Source organism: Pseudomonas sp. Yb2C2 (assembly GCF_052112325.1).
Classification (GTDB): Bacteria; Pseudomonadota; Gammaproteobacteria; order Pseudomonadales; family Pseudomonadaceae; genus Aquipseudomonas; species Aquipseudomonas marginalis.
The window spans coordinates 104,951-121,287 of the sequence record NZ_JAVAJK010000018.1 but is presented as its reverse complement, the minus strand read 5'-3'; the positions used below and the strand labels follow the sequence as shown (position 1 = coordinate 121,287).

The following is a 16,337-nucleotide window of genomic DNA, read 5'->3' as shown; positions in this document are numbered from 1 at the left end:
AATGAATAATCCCTGCACTGTAGGAGCGAGCTTGCTCGCGAAAAACTTCAAGTCACCGCGTGCATCCAGAATGCCCGCGTTATCGTTGACGACCTTCGCGAGCAAGCTCGCTCCTACAGTGGAAAGCGTTTGGCGTTTTAAAATTCCTGGTGGGCCGGCACTACCGGCTTCCTGGCCTGGAAGGCATAACCTTGCTGGCCGTCCAGCACCTTGTTGGCGCGTTGGATATCGATGTCTTTTTCCCAGCGCGCGATGGCCACGGTGGCGACGCAGTTGCCAATCAGGTTGGTCAACGCGCGACCGATGCCCATGAACCAGTCCACCGCCAACACCAGCACCAGGCCGACCACCGGAATCGCCGGGATCGCCGTAAGCGTTGCCGCCAGAATCACCAGCGCCGAGCCGGGAATCCCGTGGGCACCCTTGGAGGTGATCAGCGACACCAGCAGGATGGTCAGCAGATCGGTCATCGACAGCGGCGTGCCGGTGGCGTTGGCGATAAACACGATGGCCAGGGTCAGGTAGATCGAGAAGCCGTCGAGGTTGAACGAGTACCCGGTTGGAATCACCAGGCCCACGGTGGAACTGCCGATGCCCAGGTGTTCGAGTTTGCGCATGACCTGCGGCAGCACCGCGTCGGAGGAGGCGGTACCCATCACGATCAACAGTTCTTCGCGCAGGTACTTGAGCAACGGCAGCATGCGCAGGCCCGACAGGCGCATCACCAGGCCGAGGATCAGCGCGACGAAGGCAAGGCAGGTCAGGTAGAACAGGCCCACCAGGCTGCCCAAGTGTTGCAGGGAGTCCAGCCCGTAGGTGCTGGTGGTGAAGGCGATTGCGCCGAACACACCGATCGGCGCCAGGCGCACGATCATGCCCATGATGCGGAAAATCACGTGGCTGAGTTCGTTGATCAGCCGGGTGATGCCCGAGGCTGCTTCGCCTACCAGGTTCAGCGCGCTGCCGAACAGTACCGAGAACAGCAGCACTTGCAGCACGTTGTTGTCGGCAAAGGCGCCGATCACCGAATTAGGGATCAGGTCCATCAGGAACTGGCTGGTGCCTTTGATGTGCTGGCCCTTGTCGGCCAGTTCATTCAGGCCGGCAGAGGAGAGCTGCTCCAGGTGGATATTGGCACCTTGGCCGATCCCGGTGCTGAAGGCCATGATCAGGCCGATCACCAGGGCGATGGTGGTGAGGATCTCAAAGTAGATCACCGACTTGAGGCCGATGCGCCCGACCTTCTTCAAGTCGCCGGCCCCGGAAATACCACTGACCACCACGCAGAACACGATCAGGCCGATCAGCATCTTGATCAGCTTGATAAAGCCGTCACCCAGGGGTTTGAGTTGCGAGGAGAATTCGGGAAGGGCCAGGCCGCACACGATGCCGAGCATCAGGCCAATCACGACTTGCAGGAAAATCGAACGCGAGCACCATCTGAGCATGGGAGGGATCTCTATTCGGTGCCCTGGTGGTTCCAGGGCTTAATTGTTGTGGTCATACCGGTAAGTCCAGTGCGTCGCCAGTCTAGGCCAGGTATTTTTGAAATCACAAGTAAAAATTCGGCGGTAGGCAGGTCCCGGTCTGACCAGTTGGTCGCGAAGGTGGATGCTTGAGGGGTTGGCGGGGCGCAAATTTTTTCGCTTATCATTCGCCGCCTGGCACATGAGGTGATGGATGGACAAACCAGGACTGACCACCGACGAAGCAGGGCTGACCCACTGCACCTGGCGCACGGCCGCGCCGGAATACCTCCGTTATCACGACCACGAGTGGGGCGTACCGGTGGCGGATGATGTTCAGCTGTACGAGAAGATCTGCCTGGAAGGCTTCCAGGCCGGCATGGCCTGGATCACCATCCTGCGCAAGCGCGAGCCGTTCAGGGCGGCATTCGACGGTTTTGATTTTCGCCGGGTGGCGCAGTACGGCGAGGCGGATGTCGAGCGGTTGATGCAGGACGCGGGCATCGTGCGTAACCGGGCGAAGATCGTTTCCACCATCAACAACGCCCGCCGGGCGTGTGAGCTGGTGGATGAGACCGGCTCGCTGGCGCAGTGGTTATGGGCGTTCGAACCCGGCCCTGAAGAGCGCCCGGCAGTGGTGGACCTGGCTTACTGGACGGGCAATCCCATCTCGCCGGCCTCGGTGCGCCTGTCCAAGGCCTTGAAGAAACGTGGCTGGACGTTCGTCGGGCCGACCACGCTGTATGCGCTGATGCAGGCGATGGGGATGGTCAATGATCACCTTGATGGGTGCGTGTGCCGCCCAAAGATCGAAGAACTGCGCCGCCAGTTCAAGCGCCCGTGAGTCGCTGACGGAGGGAGGGGGCTTCATCCATATTGCTGGTTGGTGATGAGGCTGATTAGTGAGGAAGAGGGGTCAACACCTCGGCCTTGTCATCCAGCACCATCACTACCAGCAGCCTGGCCGGCTGGGTCTGGCTGGCATTGCTGGATTCAAAGTGTCGCGAACCCGCGGGCTCGTAGAACGATTCGCCAACCGTGTAGGTCCTGGCTTTCTCATCATTCACCCGCGAGGTAATCGCGCCTTCGAGCACATAGGCCACGGCCGTGCCCGTGTGGCTGTGGGGTACGGTGGCCTGGCCGGGGGCGTAGTCCACGGTGAGCATGAGGGTTTTCTTGCCGGGCACCTGGGGCAGCGCGTGTTCTTGCAGGACCTTGATCGATTCCTGGTTGTACACGGGCGGGTGGGCAAAGGCGCTGAGCGAGGCGAGCATCAGGGTGGTGGCGAGCAGGCGTTTCATGGCGAAGTTTCCGAGAAGTTCGAGACCTGCCCACCGTACGCCGGGATTTTCGAGCGACCAATGACCAATCCGGCGGAAAAACCCTTAGCCAATCTGCTGGAGAATATCGCGCACCTTGTCCAGCGCCGGGTCGATGTCGAGGGTCTCGATGGCCCCAAACCCGATGATCAGGCCCGGACGCACCGGCGTGTCGTGGAAGAACACGTCCAGCGGGTATAGGCCGACTTCCACCTGGCGCGCCAATTCCATCAGCAACGGGATATTCACCGGTACTTTGCACAACGCCGCCATATGGAACCCGGCGACGGTGGGCACCGCTTCGAACCACGGCGACAGGTCGCCCGCCAGGCGCTGCAAAATGCGCTCGCGGCGCCCGGCGTATACGCTGTGGCAGCGGCGAATATGCTTGAGCAAATAGCCTTCGCTGATGAATTTGGCCAGCGCCCATTGCGGCAATGTGGAGCTGTGCTGGTCGGTCAATTGCTTGGCCTTGAGCACCGCGCCGTAGATCGCCGGCGGCAGCACCGCATAGCCCAGGCGCAGTTCGGGCAACAGGGTCTTGGAGAACGTCCCGACGTAGGTGACCACGCCACGGCTGTCCATGCTTTGCAGGGAGTCGGTGGGCCGGCCTTCGTAGCGGAACTCGCTGTCGTAGTCGTCCTCGATGATGATCGCACCCAACTCGAAGGCGCGTGCCAGCAGTGACTCCCGACGTGGCAGGCTCATGGGCATGCCGAGGGGGAACTGGTGGGAGGGCGTGACGTAGATCAGCCGGGCGCCATCGGGGATCCGGTCGACCTGAATGCCTTGTTCATCGATGGGAACCCCGATGACCAAGGCCCCCATCGCCATGAACAACTGGCGCGCGGGGCTGTAGCCGGGGTCTTCCATGGCGACGATGCTGCCCGGTTCCAGCACCACGCGGGCGATCAGGTCCAACGCCTGCTGCGCACCGTTGGTGACCACGATGTCGCTGTCGCGGCATTTGACCCCACGGGAAAACGCGATATGCCCGGCGATGGCACTGCGCAGTGCCGGCACCCCTTCGGGCTGGCTGTAGAACCCACTGTTCTGGGCGATGCGCCGCAGCGCATCCTGGGTGCAGCGCCGCCATTCATCCTGGGGGAACTGGTTGCGGCTGGTGGCGCCGCCGATAAATTCGTAGCGCAACGTGCTGTCGCGGGTCGGATGGCGCATGGGCGAGGGCAGTGACTGCCACTTCGCCAGGTTGGCGGCGCAGGCCAGGTCGGTGGCGGTCTGCACGCGATTCGGCTGTGGTGCCCACGCGTTGACGAAGGTGCCACGGCCAATCTTGCCCACCAGCAGGCCTTCGTAGGTCAGGGTGGCGTAGGTGTCGGATACGGTCTTGCGCGATACGCCTAATTGCTCGGCCAGCAGGCGGCTGGGTGGCAGTTGCGCGCCCGCCGAGAGACGCCCGGTGGCGATGGCTTCACGCAACTGCTGATAAAGCTGGGCCGCCAGGTCCTTACGCCCGTTGATGACGATGTGGAGTTCCATGTTTCATCCTGAGACAGATCGATCTACGCCAAGGTTACGCGTAAATCGATCTGTAGAAACCCAGGCGTACTCAGGACAGGAAGCCGCCATCCACATTCAGCGACACACCGGTGGTGTAGCTCGACGCATCGCTGGCCAGGTACAGCACCGCACCGGCCATCTCGCTCGGGTCGGCCACGCGCTTGAGCGGGATCTGCGCCAGGGCCATTTTCAGGATCGCGTCGTTCTTCACCAGCGCCGAGGCGAACTTGGTGTCGGTCAGGCCGGGCAACAGGGCGTTGCAACGAATGCCGAATTCGGCGCATTCCTTGGCGAACACCTTGGTCATGTTGATCACGGCGGCCTTGGTCACCGAGTAGATGCCCTGGAACACGCCCGGCGAAATGCCGTTGATCGACGCCACGTTGATGATGCTGCCGCCACCGTTCTCGCGCATCAGCTTGCCGGCTTCCACCGACATGAAGAAGTAGCCGCGAATGTTCACGTCAACGGTCTTCTGGAAGGCGCCGAGGTCGGTGTCCAGCACGTTGCAGAACTGCGGGTTGGTCGCGGCATTGTTGACCAGTATGTCCAGGCGGCCGAACTGTTCGCGGATGCCGGCAAACACCTGGGTAATCTGCTCCATTTCACCGATATGGCAGGCAATCGCCGTGGCCTTGCCGCCGTCGGCGATGATTGCATCCGCCACATGCTGGCAGCCTTCGAGCTTGCGGCTCGAGACGATCACGTGGGCGCCTTGCTGGGCAAGCAGCTTGGCGATGGCTTCACCGATGCCACGGCTGGCGCCGGACACAAAGGCAATCTTGCCGTCGAGGTCGAACAGGTGGGTCTTGGACATTAGCGATTCCTTAGAGGGCTGATTTACCGATGACATTCAGGCTCATCTGCTCCAGCAGCTTGTTCATGTGGATGAACTGCGCAAAGCGTTTGTCCTGGGTCTGGCCGTGGAAGAAACGGTAGTAGATCTGCTGCACGATGCCGGCCAGGCGGAACAGGCCGTAGGTGTAGTAGAAGTCGAAATTGTCGATCTGGATCCCGGCGCGCTCAGCGTAGTAATCCACGAACTGGCGGCGGGTGAGCATGCCGGGGGCATTGCTCGGTTGGCGGCGCATCAGTTGCACCGGCGCCGGGTCGTCGGCTTCGATCCAGTAGGCGAGGGTGTTGCCCAGGTCCATCAGCGGGTCGCCGAGGGTGGTCAGTTCCCAATCCAACACGCCGATGATCTGCATCGGGTTGTGCGGGTCGAGGATCACGTTATCGAAGCGGTAGTCGTTATGCACGATGCTCGAGGTTGGATGGTCGGCGGGCATCTTGTCGTTGAGCCAGGCACGTACCTTTTCCCAGTTGGGGGCGTCGGGGGTCAGGGCCTTTTCGTAGCGGTCGCTCCAGCCACCAATCTGGCGTGCCACATAGCCTTCAGGCTTGCCCAGGTCGGCCAGGCCGCAGGCGCGGTAGTCGACCTGGTGCAGTTCGACGAACTTGTCGATAAAGCTTTTGCACAACGCCTCGGTCCGGGTGGCATCCAGGCCCAGTTCGGCGGGCAGGTCGGAACGCAGGATGATGCCGTTGACCCGTTCCATCACATAGAACTCGGCGCCGATCACCGACGCGTCGGTGCAGTGCACATAGGCCTTGGGGCAATACGGGAAACCATCCTTGAGCTGGTTGAGAATGCGGTATTCGCGGCCCATGTCGTGGGCGGACTTGGCCTTGTGGCCAAAGGGTGGGCGACGCAGCACGAATTCCTGGCCGGGGTATTCCAGCAGGTAGGTGAGGTTGGATGCGCCACCGGGGAACTGGCTGATCGTGGGCGTGCCGCTCAGGCCTGGGATATGGGCCTTGAGGTAGGGATCGATCAAGTTGGCATCAAGTTCTTCGCCTGGGCGAATCTGGGTCGATTGGTCGTTAAGCGCCATGCTTATCCCTTCTGCTTATTCTAAAGGCGTCGGACTATTTCCTAATCTAATGCGCACCACCGCCCAGCGACAAGGTCGGGGCGGCTTAATAGGTTAGCGTGTTGAAGGGTGATCAGCCTGCCTGATTGGTCATTTTACGGGCGGGGGCAGGACGACCGGGGTAAGCACCGGCCGGCCGGCAAAGTACTCCACCAGGTTGTCGGCCACACGCTGCACGGTGTCGTGGGCGGCCTCGGGAGACAGGCCGGCCACATGGGACGTGAGCACGGTATTGCTCAAGCGCTTGAGGGCATCCGGCACCTTGGGTTCATCGTCGAACACGTCCAGCGCCGCACCCCCGATACGGCGTTGTTCAAGGGCGGTGACCAGGTCGGCGGTGACCACCACGCTGCCACGGCCGATATTCACCAGGTAACCGTTCGGGCCGAGGGCGTCCAGGGCGTGGCGGTCGATCAAGTGGCGCGTGCCGGCGCCGCCGGGCGTGGCCAGGACCAGGAAATCCGAGCTGCGCGCCAGCTCCACGGCCGTGGCGCAGTAGGTGTAGTCCACATCATCGCGCGGCTGGCGGTTGTGATAGCTCACTTCCATGCCAAAGCCGAGGGCTGCGCGCTTGGCGATTTCCAGGCCCACCGCGCCGAGCCCGAGGATGCCCAATTGCTTGCCGCCCAGGGACGGGCGCATGACCTTGGGCCATTCGCTGCGGCGTACCGCTGCGTCCGTCTGGGGAATGCCGCGCACCAGCGACAACAGCAGCGCCATGGCGTGGTCGGCCACCGACGGCGCATTCACCCCGGCGCCATTGGTGACCACGATGCCGCGATTGCTCGCGGCCTGCAGGTCGACATGCTCATAACCGGCGCCGATCACGCAGATGATCTCCAGCATTGGCAGGGCCGCGATTTCTTCGGCATACAGGCCCAGCGGGCCCCGGGTCAGTACGGCCTTGATCTGCCCGCCATGGGTCTTGATCGCCTGGGCGCGCTCGCTGGGTGTGGGCGCCAGGATCACATGAAAGTCGTTGCTCTCGATGATTTGCAGGTATTCATTGATGGTTTCAACCAGAACCAGAACAGTGGTGGTCATCGGAAGGCTCTTCCTGAAGGGTTTGAGGGCATCAGTATGCGGGATTTGCAGGAGGGCGCGTTTTGCTCGGGTAGAAAAAATCTACGACTGCAGGCGCGAGCATGCTTGCTCCTACAGTCTGTACCGGTCAGAACCTGACGTCAGCCGCTTTCATACTCAGCCCAAACGCCCCCGCCAGCGTGGCATTGTGATGCGCGATGATCGCCTCGGCCTTCAGCGCCGGGGTGTCCATGCAGGTATGGGCGTCTTCAGGCACGATCACCGAGAAGCCCAGCTCTACCGCCACGCGGCAGGTGGTGTCGATGCAGTACTGGGTTTTCATCCCGACGATCACCAGTTGATTAACCTCCAGGGCTCGCAGTCGTCGGGCCAGGTCGGTACCCAGGAAGCAACTGGGGCGGGTTTTGTCGAACAGATGGTCGTGAGTCTCGTCTACCAGCAGCCCTTGCCACAGTTGCCAATTCGGACTGCCCGCAGCTATCGGCGAGCCCGCCGGGCCGGTATGGCGGGCGACCAGGATCGGCGCGCCGGCTTCACGGGCGCGGCCGATCAACGAGTTGATGGTGCCCAGCACACGCTCGCGTTCAAAGGGTTTGTCGGGGCCATCGTACAAGCCGGTTTGCATATCGATGATCAACAGGGCATCAGCCATGGTATTGCTCCTTGCGAGTGCCAGGCGACGGAGCAATAAAACGGCCCCGTCCATTGCTGGCGGGGCCTTGGGTTGAATCTGGGTGGTGTTTAGCTTGAGCACCCACGGCAACCGCACGACCCGCCTGGAGCGGTCGTGGTGGTGGTGCGGGTGAGGAGCTGCTGGAAAAAGGTCATGCCTTGATCATGCTGGGACAGGGGCGAGACTGTCAAATGCATCAGGTGCCGAAAAAGTTGCGCCCCAGCTGGAACAGGGGGCGCGGATGCTAGCGGGAGATCACTGCGGGGGGCTAAGCCGTGCCTTTTCCTGCTCGGCCTGAGCGATGGCCATGAAATTGTAGGTGGGGAAGAATTCCGTGGTGTAGACCCCCCATGCGGTGTTTTCGATCGCCAGGTTGACTTCCGCCAGGCGCGACGCCGGCAGGCGCAACACGACGACCTGCCCGATACCCATGGTGATGTTCCAGCTCACTACTTCCACTCCTGCTGGTGGGAACACCTTGTGAAATTCCTGCTTGGCCAGTTGTCGTTTCAGTTCGCTCAACGGGCGTGATTGATCGTGTTTAAGAAATACGGTCAACATGACGGCGTTGTCCGCTGTGGCAACAGCGTTTTTTGCGGGAAGGGTTGTTGAAGTTTGCGCAGTCGCTACACCGGGTAACAGTGTCGCGGCCAGCAGTGCGGGTATTAACAGTTTGCGCATATTCATTGTCGGGTGCCTTGTTTGTTGTTCGGTTTTATCACTAAACATGAATGTTTAATCAGTTCGACATGACTGTCTTCATGGGGCCGGTGTAGGGGGCGTGTACCACATAAATCCGAACGGGCGGGTTAGTGCTGACCATATCGCGCGGCACTTCGCGGGAATAAGTGAATTCGCTGCTGTCGAGTTTTTCGAGTCTTCTAACAATGGTTCTGGTCGGGCCAACGTCAGGGACCAGGATATGGGTCTTTTTATCGCCGGTGACCAGGAAGTAACCGCCGCCGCCATCGGCGTGTTTCGAGCGGCCGGTATCGGTGTAGAAGAACTCATAGCGATTGCGCTGCGGGTCCCACATCGATATGCCTACCACGCCGGGGTAGCTGGCCTTGACGTCGGTGTCCGGCTCGCCTTCGATATAAACCTTGGTGGTCAGCCATTGAGGCGAGGAAGCCAGTGCGTGAACGTCAGGTTCAGACGCGGTTTGATTGGCGTAACTTTCAGACGAGCAGAGTAGGCCCGTGATCAACAAACCAGCAAAAACAACAGTGAGTCTTCGCATATTGGAATCCTTGTTATTTTAAATAAGCATGTTGTTCTTCGAATGGAGCGGGGCGATGTTAGGTTGGTTCTTGGCGAATGCTCAATGGCTATGTAGGGTTGTGTAACAATTGCAAGGTTGTTGTGGTTAAACTTTTATTTAGATATAAGGTGTTTCTGGTCTTGCTGTAGGCGACTTCTCTAAAAGTATGGGAAGTCCATTGGTTAGAATCCCCGATCGCGCTCGTCAATGGCGCCTGGCAGCCACTCGAGAAACCCGCGGCAGCCCCCCGAAACCACTGCCCAGGGCCGCGCTTGAGCCTCTGCACCGCATAACCGTTCCTCAGCTAAGTCTTTGCTTATTCACGAGAATCCCGGACAATCCGGCCCCTTCTATGGTCGGGGCGCTGCCTGTCAGGTTTTTCTGACTCGTCCCGGCCGTGTAAATGCGGAGATCCGACCGGATGAATGATCAGGCCAATAGCGTCGACGAACGCTATGCAACGACACCTGCAACCCTCTCAGGCTGGAGCCGCCAGGACACCACCTGGATGCTTGGCCTGTTCGGCACCGCCATTGGCGCCGGCACCTTGTTCCTGCCGATCAACGCCGGCCTGGGCGGCTTCTGGCCCTTGGTGATCCTGGCGGTGCTGGCGTTCCCGATGACGTTCTTTGCCCACCGTGGCCTGACCCGTTTCGTACTCTCCGGTCGTGCGGGCTCCGACATCACCGATGTGGTCGAAGAGCATTTCGGCATCAAGGCCGGTGCGTTGATCACGCTGCTGTACTTCTTCGCGATCTTCCCGATCCTGCTGATCTACAGCGTGGCCCTGACCAACACGGTCAGCAGCTTCATGGAGCACCAGTTGCACATCATGCCGCCGCCACGGGCGTTGCTGGCGTTTGTGCTGATCCTGGGGCTGCTGGCGGTGGTGCGTTGCGGTGAGCAGGTGATCGTCAAGGCCATGAGCCTTATGGTGTACCCGTTTATCGTCGCCTTGCTGTTCCTCGCGGTGTACCTGATCCCCCATTGGAACGGTGGCATCCTCAGCACCGCCAGTGTGGTGCCGGCACCGTCGGCGTTGCTCAACACCCTGTGGCTGGCGATTCCGGTGATGGTGTTCTCGTTCAACCACTCGCCGATCATCTCGGCGTTTGCGGTCGACCAGAAGCGCCAGTACGGCGAACACGCCGATGAGCGCAGTTCGCAGATCCTGTCCCGCGCGCACCTGTTGATGGTGGTGATGGTGCTGTTCTTCGTGTTCAGTTGCGTGCTGACCCTGTCGCCGGCGCAGTTGGGTGAGGCGAAAGCGCAGAACCTGTCGATCCTGTCGTACCTGGCCAACCACTTCAACAACCCGACCATCGCGTTTGCCGCGCCGTTGATCGCGTTCGTGGCGATTGCCAAGTCGTTCCTGGGTCACTACATTGGCGCCAGCGAAGGCCTCAAGGGCCTGGTGCTCAAAAGCGGTCGCCGTCCGGCCGCCAAGACCCTGGACCGCATGACCGCCGCCTTCATGCTGGTGGTGTGCTGGATCGTTGCCACGCTGAACCCGAGCATCCTCGGCATGATCGAGACCCTGGGCGGGCCGATCATCGCGTCGATCCTGTTCCTGATGCCGATGTACGCGATCCGCAAGGTGCCGGCCATGGCCAGGTACCGTGGGCAGGCGTCCAACGTGTTTGTCACGGCGGTGGGCCTGGTGGCGATTACCGCATTGATTTATTCGCTGCTGTCCTGACCCCGGGGCTCACGCCCGCAAGCCGATTCGCGCACACCGCGAATCGGCTTTTTTTTTGCCTGCGCAAAAGCTGACGCGGCGCAACCGTCGCCGACCAATGAGGGCTAAGCTTACCCACGCTTTTTGCCAGGATGGGTTGGGCCGATTGAAGACTGAAACCGATGCACCCGTTGCCGTAACCTCTAACCGCACCCAAGACCTGCTGGCCGGCTTATCCATTGCCGGTTTGCTGCTGCCGGAGGCCGTGGCCTATTCCAGTATTGCCGCGCTGCCGCCCCAGGCCGGGGTGATCGCCTTGTTTGCCGGGCTGGTGTGCTATGGCCTGTTCGGCAGCAGCCGCTTTGCGATTGTCTCGGCCACCTCGTCGTCGGCAGCCGTGTTGGCGGCGGCCACGGCGAGCCTGGCGGGTGACGACCCGGCATTGAGGCTGTCCCTGGCCTTCGGGCTGGTGTTGCTCACCGGGGTGTTTTTCCTGTTGGCCGGACTGTTCAAGCTCGGCGGCGTCACCTCGTTTATCGCCAAACCGGTATTGCGTGGCTTCGCCTTCGGCCTGGCGCTGACCATCATCCTCAAGCAATTGGCCGGTGTGGTGGGTGTGCACCTCACCGATAACAACCTGATCCGTTTTCTGCCGCAGTTGCTGGAGCAGCTGCCGCGCTGGAACTGGCCTGCGGCACTGGTGGCGACGCTGGCGTTGCTGGTGCTGTGGCTGTGCGCACGCCTCCCGCGCCTGCCCGGTGGCCTGGTGGTCGTGGTGCTCGGCATCGCTGCCGGGCAGTACCTGGACCTGCAGGCCTATGGGGTGGCGCAGATCGGCATGATCGACCTGCGCCTGGAGCTGGGGCATTTGCCGGTGCTGCCGTTTGCCGACTGGCTGCGCCTGGGGGAATTGGCGTTTGCGCTGGTGATGATCCTGTACGCGGAGTCCTACGGCTCTATCAGTTCGTTCGCGCTCAAGCATGGTGACCGGGTGTCATCCAACCGTGACCTGCTGGCGCTGGGCGCGGCCAACCTGGTCTCCGGGTTGTTCCACGGCATGCCGGCCGGTGCCGGGTATTCGGCGACGTCGGCCAACGAGGCGGCCGGCGCCTATTCGCGCCTGGCGGGGATTGTCGCGGCGCTGGTGATCTTGCTGATTGTGCTGACGGTGCTGCCCTATGTCGCGCTCACGCCGGAGCCGGTGCTGGCCGCCGTCGTCATCTATGCCCTGGGACGAGGCTTGAGCGTGCAGCCGCTGGGGCGTTATTTCCTGTGGCGGCGCGATCGCGTGCTGGTGATCTGTGCGGTAACGGCAGTGCTGGTGCTCGGTGTGCTGGATGGTTTGCTGGTGGCGGTCGCGATCAGCGTGATGTTGATGCTGCGCCAGATGTCCTCAGCCGACATCCAGGTGCTGGGGCGCTTGGGTGACAGTCATGACTTTGTCGATCGCCAGCACCATGCCGATGCCCTGGCCGTGCCGGGGGTCTTGATCGTCCGGCCCAGCGAGGCGCTGTTTTTTGTCAATGCCGAACGCATCCTGGGCGCGGCCTTGCGCCTGATGCGCCAGTCGCCGGTCGAGGCGGTGGTGTTGAGCCTGGAAGAATCCCCGGACCTGGACGGCACCAGCATCGAAGCGCTGGCGGCGTTTTTTGCCCAGGTGCGCGGGGAGGGCAAGCGCCTGGTGTTGGCCCGTGTGCGGCATGACGCCCGCGAGGTGTTGCAGGGGTTGCCCGAAGCGCTCGCGCCCCATGTGCTGCTCAGTGGCTTGAGCGTCGATGGCGCGGTGCAGTTGGCGCTTGAAGTGGGCAAAGCGTAACGCGTGGGGCTTGCCCTCGATAGCGGTGGGTCAGTGACAGATGCATCAACTGAATGTGTTTGTATTCCAGGCATAAAAAACGCCGCGTACCTTGCGATACGCGGCGTCTTTCACATCAACACACCGTTAAGCCTGGATCACCGGGATGTTGGCGCTTGCTGCGATTTTGCGGAACTCGGCGATCTGGTCGAAGTTCAGGTAGCGGTAGACGTCACTGGCCATGGTGTCCAGTTTCGCTGCGTAGCCCATGTACTCTTCGACGGTCGGCAGGCGACCCAGGGTGGAGGCGACTGCCGCCAGCTCAGCCGAAGCCAGGTAGACGTTCGCGCCGTCACCCAGACGGTTCGGGAAGTTACGGGTCGACGTCGATACCACGGTCGAGTTCGGCTCTACACGTGCCTGGTTACCCATGCACAGCGAGCAGCCCGGCATTTCCATGCGCGCGCCAGCCTTGCCGTAGATGCCGTAGTAGCCTTCTTCGGTCAACTGGTGAGCGTCCATCTTGGTCGGCGGCGACAGCCACAGGCGAGTTGGCAACTGACCCTTGACCTGCTCCAGCAGCTTACCGGCAGCGCGGAAGTGACCGATGTTGGTCATGCACGAACCGATGAACACTTCGTCGATCTTCTCGCCGGCAACGCTGGACAGCAGACGGGCATCGTCCGGGTCGTTCGGCGCGCAGAGGATCGGCTCGTTGATTTCGGCCAGGTCGATCTCGATGACTTCGGCGTATTCCGCGTCGGCATCGGCTTCCATCAGTTCCGGGTTGGCGACCCAGGCTTCCATCGCTTGGGCGCGACGTTCCAGGGTGCGGGCATCGCCGTAGCCTTCGCCGATCATCCAGCGCAGCAGGGTGATGTTGGAGTTCAGGTACTCGGTGACGGATTCTTTCGACAGCTTGATGGTGCAACCGGCAGCCGAACGTTCGGCCGATGCGTCGGAGAGCTCGAAAGCCTGCTCCAGCGTCAGGTCGTTCAGGCCTTCGATTTCCAGGATGCGGCCGGAGAAGGCGTTTTTCTTGCCTTTCTTCTCTACGGTCAGCAGGCCAGCCTGGATCGCGTAGTAAGGAATGGCATGAACCAGGTCACGCAGGGTGATGCCAGGTTTCATCTTGCCTTTGAAGCGCACCAGGATCGATTCCGGCATGTCCAGCGGCATGACGCCGGTGGCGGCGGCGAACGCGACCAGACCGGAACCGGCCGGGAACGAGATGCCCATCGGGAAACGGGTGTGGGAGTCACCACCGGTGCCGACGGTATCCGGCAGCAGCATGCGGTTCAGCCAGCTGTGGATGATGCCGTCGCCTGGACGCAGCGATACACCGCCACGGGTCATGATGAAGTCAGGCAGGGTGTGGTGGGTGGTCACGTCGATCGGCTTTGGATACGCCGCGGTGTGGCAGAAGGACTGCATCACCAGGTCGGTCGAGAAGCCCAGGCACGCCAGGTCTTTCAGTTCGTCACGGGTCATCGGACCGGTGGTGTCCTGGGAACCCACGGTGGTCATCTTCGGTTCGCAGTAGGTACCTGGACGAACGCCTTTGCCTTCCGGCAGGCCGCAGGCCTTGCCGACCATTTTCTGGGCCAGGGTGAAACCCTTGCCCGTGTCGACCGGTGCTTCAGGCAGCTTGAACAGGTCGGTAGGGCCCAGGCCCAGCTCGGCGCGCGCCTTGTCGGTCAGGCCACGGCCGATGATCAGCGGGATACGTCCGCCGGCGCGAACTTCGTCGAGCAGGACCGGGGTCTTCATTTCGAAGGTGGTCAGGACTTCGTCGGTGCCGTGCTTGCAGACTTTGCCAGCATGAGGGTACAGGTCGATCACGTCGCCCATGTTCATGTTGGTCACGTCGAATTCGATCGGCAGTGCGCCGGCATCTTCCATGGTGTTGTAGAAGATGGGAGCGATCTTGCTGCCGAAGCAGAAGCCGCCGGCGCGCTTGTTCGGCACGTAGGGAACGTCGTCGCCGAAGAACCACAGCACCGAGTTGGTCGCGGATTTACGCGAAGATCCGGTACCGACCACGTCACCGACGTAGGCGATCGGGAAGCCTTGGCCGCGCATTTCTTCGATCTGCTTCATCGGGCCGGTCTTGCCTTGCTCGTCCGGCACGATGCCTTCACGTGCCATTTTCAACATGGCCAGGGCGTGCAGCGGGATGTCAGGGCGGGACCAGGCGTCCGGGGCGGGGGACAGGTCGTCGGTGTTGGTTTCGCCGGTGACCTTGAACACGCGCAGGCTGATCTTGTCGGCCAGGGTCGGGCGGTTACGGAACCACTCGCCGTCAGCCCAGGACTGGATCACGCCTTTGGCGTGCTCGTTGCCGTTGCGGGCTTTTTCGGCGACGTCGTGGAACGCATCGAACATCAGCAGGGTGTGCTTGAGTTGGGCAGCCGCGACAGGCGCCAGCTCGGCGTCGTCCAGCAGCTCGACCAACGTCACGATGTTGTAGCCGCCCTGCATGGTGCCGAGCAGTTCAACCGCGCGTTTCTTGTCGATCAGGGGGGAAGTGGCTTCGCCCTTGGCCAGGGCAGACAGGAAGCCGGCCTTGACGTAGGCAGCTTCGTCAACGCCCGGTGGAATACGGTTGGTGATCAGGTCAACGAGGAATTCTTCTTCGCCAGCCGGGGGATTCTTCAGCAGCTCAACCAGGCCTGCGGTTTGTTCGGCATTAAGCGGCTGGGGAACGATACCCAGTGCTGCACGCTCTTCGATATGTTTGCGGTAGGCTTCAAGCACAGTTATTACCCTCATCAGTGGTCCCACGGGACGCTCATCCAGAAATGAACGGCACGCATGCGCTCGGGGGCTTTTTGGGCCGCAAAGCCAGCGCTGCCGGCATTCCTTACAGAAGCTGCTTTCAAAGTTTTACGCCTGCAGAACGGAGCTGATGAGGGTTGGCGCTGATCATTACCTGCCGGGTAATGACCATCGCCAACACCGTTCTGAAGGAACGACTGTGCTCGTGACGCTTTGAAAACAGCTTCCAGCGGATTATTGGCGCCTTACAAGGCCGGATGATTCTACGGCAAAAAATTTCTAAAGGTAAGTTGCATCACCAAGTTTGCTGGGTGATCAACCTTAGACAAAGGGCTAACATGGCGCACTGTTTCGCTGATTTGCGTGTTGTTGCCCATGTCCAACCAAACCATCAAGACCCCCTGCGTCGGCCTGTGCTCCACGGTCTACGGCGATCTCGTGTGCCGTGGCTGCAAGCGTTTCCACCACGAAGTGATCCAGTGGAATGGCTATAACGAGGAAGAAAAACGCGCGGTCTGGCTGCGGCTGGAGCAACTGTTGGTGCAGGTGATGGCCGGCAAACTCGAGATTTTCGATCCCAAGACCCTGCGCGGCCAACTGGAGCAACGCAAGATCCGTTTCGTGCCGCACCAGTCCGAGTACTGCTGGGCGTACCAGCTGATTGCCCGCGGCGCGCGGGTGATCAATAACCTGGAGGCGTACGGCATGGTGCTGTTGCCGGAGTTTCGCGACTGGGCCTTGCCGGAACTGCGCGATGCCATCGACCGTGAGTTCTTCATTCTGTCCGAGGCCCATTACCAGCGCTATATCGCCCCGGGGTTCCTGAGAGACGCGCTCGCTGACTGACAACACACATCCAACTGTGGGA

At 61.3% G+C, this 16,337-nt stretch carries 14 protein-coding genes and 1 pseudogene; 4 read left to right on the top strand and 11 right to left on the bottom strand.

Features of this window, described 5'->3' with window-relative positions; genetic code table 11:
* Positions 1-15: 15 nt before the first annotated feature.
* Both Q8X51_RS23390 and Q8X51_RS23385 read right to left on the bottom strand, forming a co-directional pair.
* A pseudogene (locus Q8X51_RS23390) lies at positions 16-144 on the bottom strand (outer membrane lipoprotein carrier protein LolA); the annotation flags it as partial.
* Positions 138-1,463: a C4-dicarboxylate transporter DctA gene (locus Q8X51_RS23385; RefSeq protein ID WP_176718771.1), complete on the bottom strand. Its 1,326-nt coding sequence runs from the start codon at positions 1,461-1,463 to the stop codon at positions 138-140. The gene Q8X51_RS23385 and the pseudogene Q8X51_RS23390, both read right to left, overlap by 7 nt.
* Before the next feature lie 217 nt (positions 1,464-1,680).
* On the opposite strand from Q8X51_RS23385, the gene Q8X51_RS23380 reads away from it, so the two are divergent.
* A complete protein-coding gene (locus Q8X51_RS23380; RefSeq protein ID WP_065927997.1) occupies positions 1,681-2,310 on the top strand; it encodes a DNA-3-methyladenine glycosylase I in 630 nt (209 codons plus the stop codon).
* Between the two features lie 55 nt (positions 2,311-2,365).
* Here the strand turns inward: Q8X51_RS23380 and Q8X51_RS23375 are convergent, their stop codons facing one another.
* The 8 genes from Q8X51_RS23375 to Q8X51_RS23340 all read right to left on the bottom strand — a co-directional run bounded on the left by Q8X51_RS23375 (position 2,366) and on the right by Q8X51_RS23340 (position 9,197).
* Positions 2,366-2,767: a cupin domain-containing protein gene (locus Q8X51_RS23375; RefSeq protein ID WP_065927998.1), complete on the bottom strand. Its 402-nt coding sequence runs from the start codon at positions 2,765-2,767 to the stop codon at positions 2,366-2,368.
* Positions 2,768-2,851: 84 nt separating this feature from the next.
* Positions 2,852-4,285, bottom strand: a complete 1,434-nt coding sequence (gene pdxR / locus Q8X51_RS23370) for a MocR-like pyridoxine biosynthesis transcription factor PdxR (RefSeq protein WP_065948234.1) — start codon at positions 4,283-4,285, stop codon at positions 2,852-2,854.
* Positions 4,286-4,355: 70 nt separating this feature from the next.
* The gene (locus tag Q8X51_RS23365) at positions 4,356-5,123 is read right to left on the bottom strand and encodes an SDR family oxidoreductase (protein WP_027608558.1); all 768 of its coding nucleotides are present in this window, start codon (positions 5,121-5,123) and stop codon (positions 4,356-4,358) included.
* 10 nt (positions 5,124-5,133) lie between these two features.
* On the bottom strand, positions 5,134-6,201 hold the full coding sequence (locus Q8X51_RS23360) for a phosphotransferase family protein (RefSeq protein ID WP_027608557.1): 1,068 nt from the start codon (positions 6,199-6,201) through the stop codon (positions 5,134-5,136).
* 129 nt (positions 6,202-6,330) lie between these two features.
* A complete protein-coding gene (locus tag Q8X51_RS23355; protein ID WP_065928000.1) occupies positions 6,331-7,284 on the bottom strand; it encodes a 2-hydroxyacid dehydrogenase in 954 nt (317 codons plus the stop codon).
* A 127-nt stretch (positions 7,285-7,411) separates the two neighbouring features.
* Positions 7,412-7,936: a cysteine hydrolase family protein gene (locus Q8X51_RS23350; RefSeq protein ID WP_065928001.1), complete on the bottom strand. Its 525-nt coding sequence runs from the start codon at positions 7,934-7,936 to the stop codon at positions 7,412-7,414.
* 276 nt (positions 7,937-8,212) lie between these two features.
* Positions 8,213-8,644: a hypothetical protein gene (locus Q8X51_RS23345; RefSeq protein WP_370671283.1), complete on the bottom strand. Its 432-nt coding sequence runs from the start codon at positions 8,642-8,644 to the stop codon at positions 8,213-8,215.
* Positions 8,645-8,696: 52 nt separating this feature from the next.
* Positions 8,697-9,197: a DUF4822 domain-containing protein gene (locus Q8X51_RS23340; protein WP_065928002.1), complete on the bottom strand. Its 501-nt coding sequence runs from the start codon at positions 9,195-9,197 to the stop codon at positions 8,697-8,699.
* A gap of 442 nt (positions 9,198-9,639) precedes the next feature.
* Here Q8X51_RS23340 and Q8X51_RS23335 point away from each other — a divergent pair, with 442 nt between their 5' ends.
* Together Q8X51_RS23335 and Q8X51_RS23330 are read left to right on the top strand one after the other, a co-directional pair.
* Positions 9,640-10,917, top strand: coding sequence for a serine/threonine transporter (locus Q8X51_RS23335; RefSeq protein ID WP_315871719.1), 1,278 nt, complete (start codon positions 9,640-9,642; stop codon positions 10,915-10,917).
* A 145-nt stretch (positions 10,918-11,062) separates the two neighbouring features.
* The gene (locus tag Q8X51_RS23330) at positions 11,063-12,712 is read left to right on the top strand and encodes a SulP family inorganic anion transporter (protein ID WP_407694176.1); all 1,650 of its coding nucleotides are present in this window, start codon (positions 11,063-11,065) and stop codon (positions 12,710-12,712) included.
* Between the two features lie 126 nt (positions 12,713-12,838).
* Here the strand turns inward: Q8X51_RS23330 and acnB are convergent, their stop codons facing one another.
* Positions 12,839-15,448, bottom strand: a complete 2,610-nt coding sequence (gene acnB / locus Q8X51_RS23325; RefSeq protein WP_065928005.1) for a bifunctional aconitate hydratase 2/2-methylisocitrate dehydratase — start codon at positions 15,446-15,448, stop codon at positions 12,839-12,841.
* A 396-nt stretch (positions 15,449-15,844) separates the two neighbouring features.
* Here acnB and Q8X51_RS23320 point away from each other — a divergent pair, with 396 nt between their 5' ends.
* Complete coding sequence (locus Q8X51_RS23320) at positions 15,845-16,315, top strand: DUF1289 domain-containing protein (protein WP_065928006.1); 471 nt, start codon at positions 15,845-15,847, stop codon at positions 16,313-16,315.
* Positions 16,316-16,337 lie beyond the last annotated feature (22 nt).

Excerpts from the sequence above, each read along its gene's own strand:
- Q8X51_RS23380 (WP_065927997.1), top strand. The coding sequence starts at position 1,681 with ATGGACAAACCAGGACTGACCACCGACGAAGCAGGGCTGACCCACTGC.
- Q8X51_RS23375 (WP_065927998.1), bottom strand. The coding sequence starts at position 2,767 with ATGAAACGCCTGCTCGCCACCACCCTGATGCTCGCCTCGCTCAGCGCC.
- pdxR (WP_065948234.1), bottom strand. The coding sequence starts at position 4,285 with ATGGAACTCCACATCGTCATCAACGGGCGTAAGGACCTGGCGGCCCAG.
- Q8X51_RS23365 (WP_027608558.1), bottom strand. The coding sequence starts at position 5,123 with ATGTCCAAGACCCACCTGTTCGACCTCGACGGCAAGATTGCCTTTGTG.
- Q8X51_RS23360 (WP_027608557.1), bottom strand. The coding sequence starts at position 6,201 with ATGGCGCTTAACGACCAATCGACCCAGATTCGCCCAGGCGAAGAACTT.
- Q8X51_RS23355 (WP_065928000.1), bottom strand. The coding sequence starts at position 7,284 with ATGACCACCACTGTTCTGGTTCTGGTTGAAACCATCAATGAATACCTG.
- Q8X51_RS23350 (WP_065928001.1), bottom strand. The coding sequence starts at position 7,936 with ATGGCTGATGCCCTGTTGATCATCGATATGCAAACCGGCTTGTACGAT.
- Q8X51_RS23345 (WP_370671283.1), bottom strand. The coding sequence starts at position 8,644 with ATGAATATGCGCAAACTGTTAATACCCGCACTGCTGGCCGCGACACTG.
- Q8X51_RS23340 (WP_065928002.1), bottom strand. The coding sequence starts at position 9,197 with ATGCGAAGACTCACTGTTGTTTTTGCTGGTTTGTTGATCACGGGCCTA.
- Q8X51_RS23335 (WP_315871719.1), top strand. The coding sequence starts at position 9,640 with ATGAATGATCAGGCCAATAGCGTCGACGAACGCTATGCAACGACACCT.
- Q8X51_RS23320 (WP_065928006.1), top strand. The coding sequence starts at position 15,845 with ATGTCCAACCAAACCATCAAGACCCCCTGCGTCGGCCTGTGCTCCACG.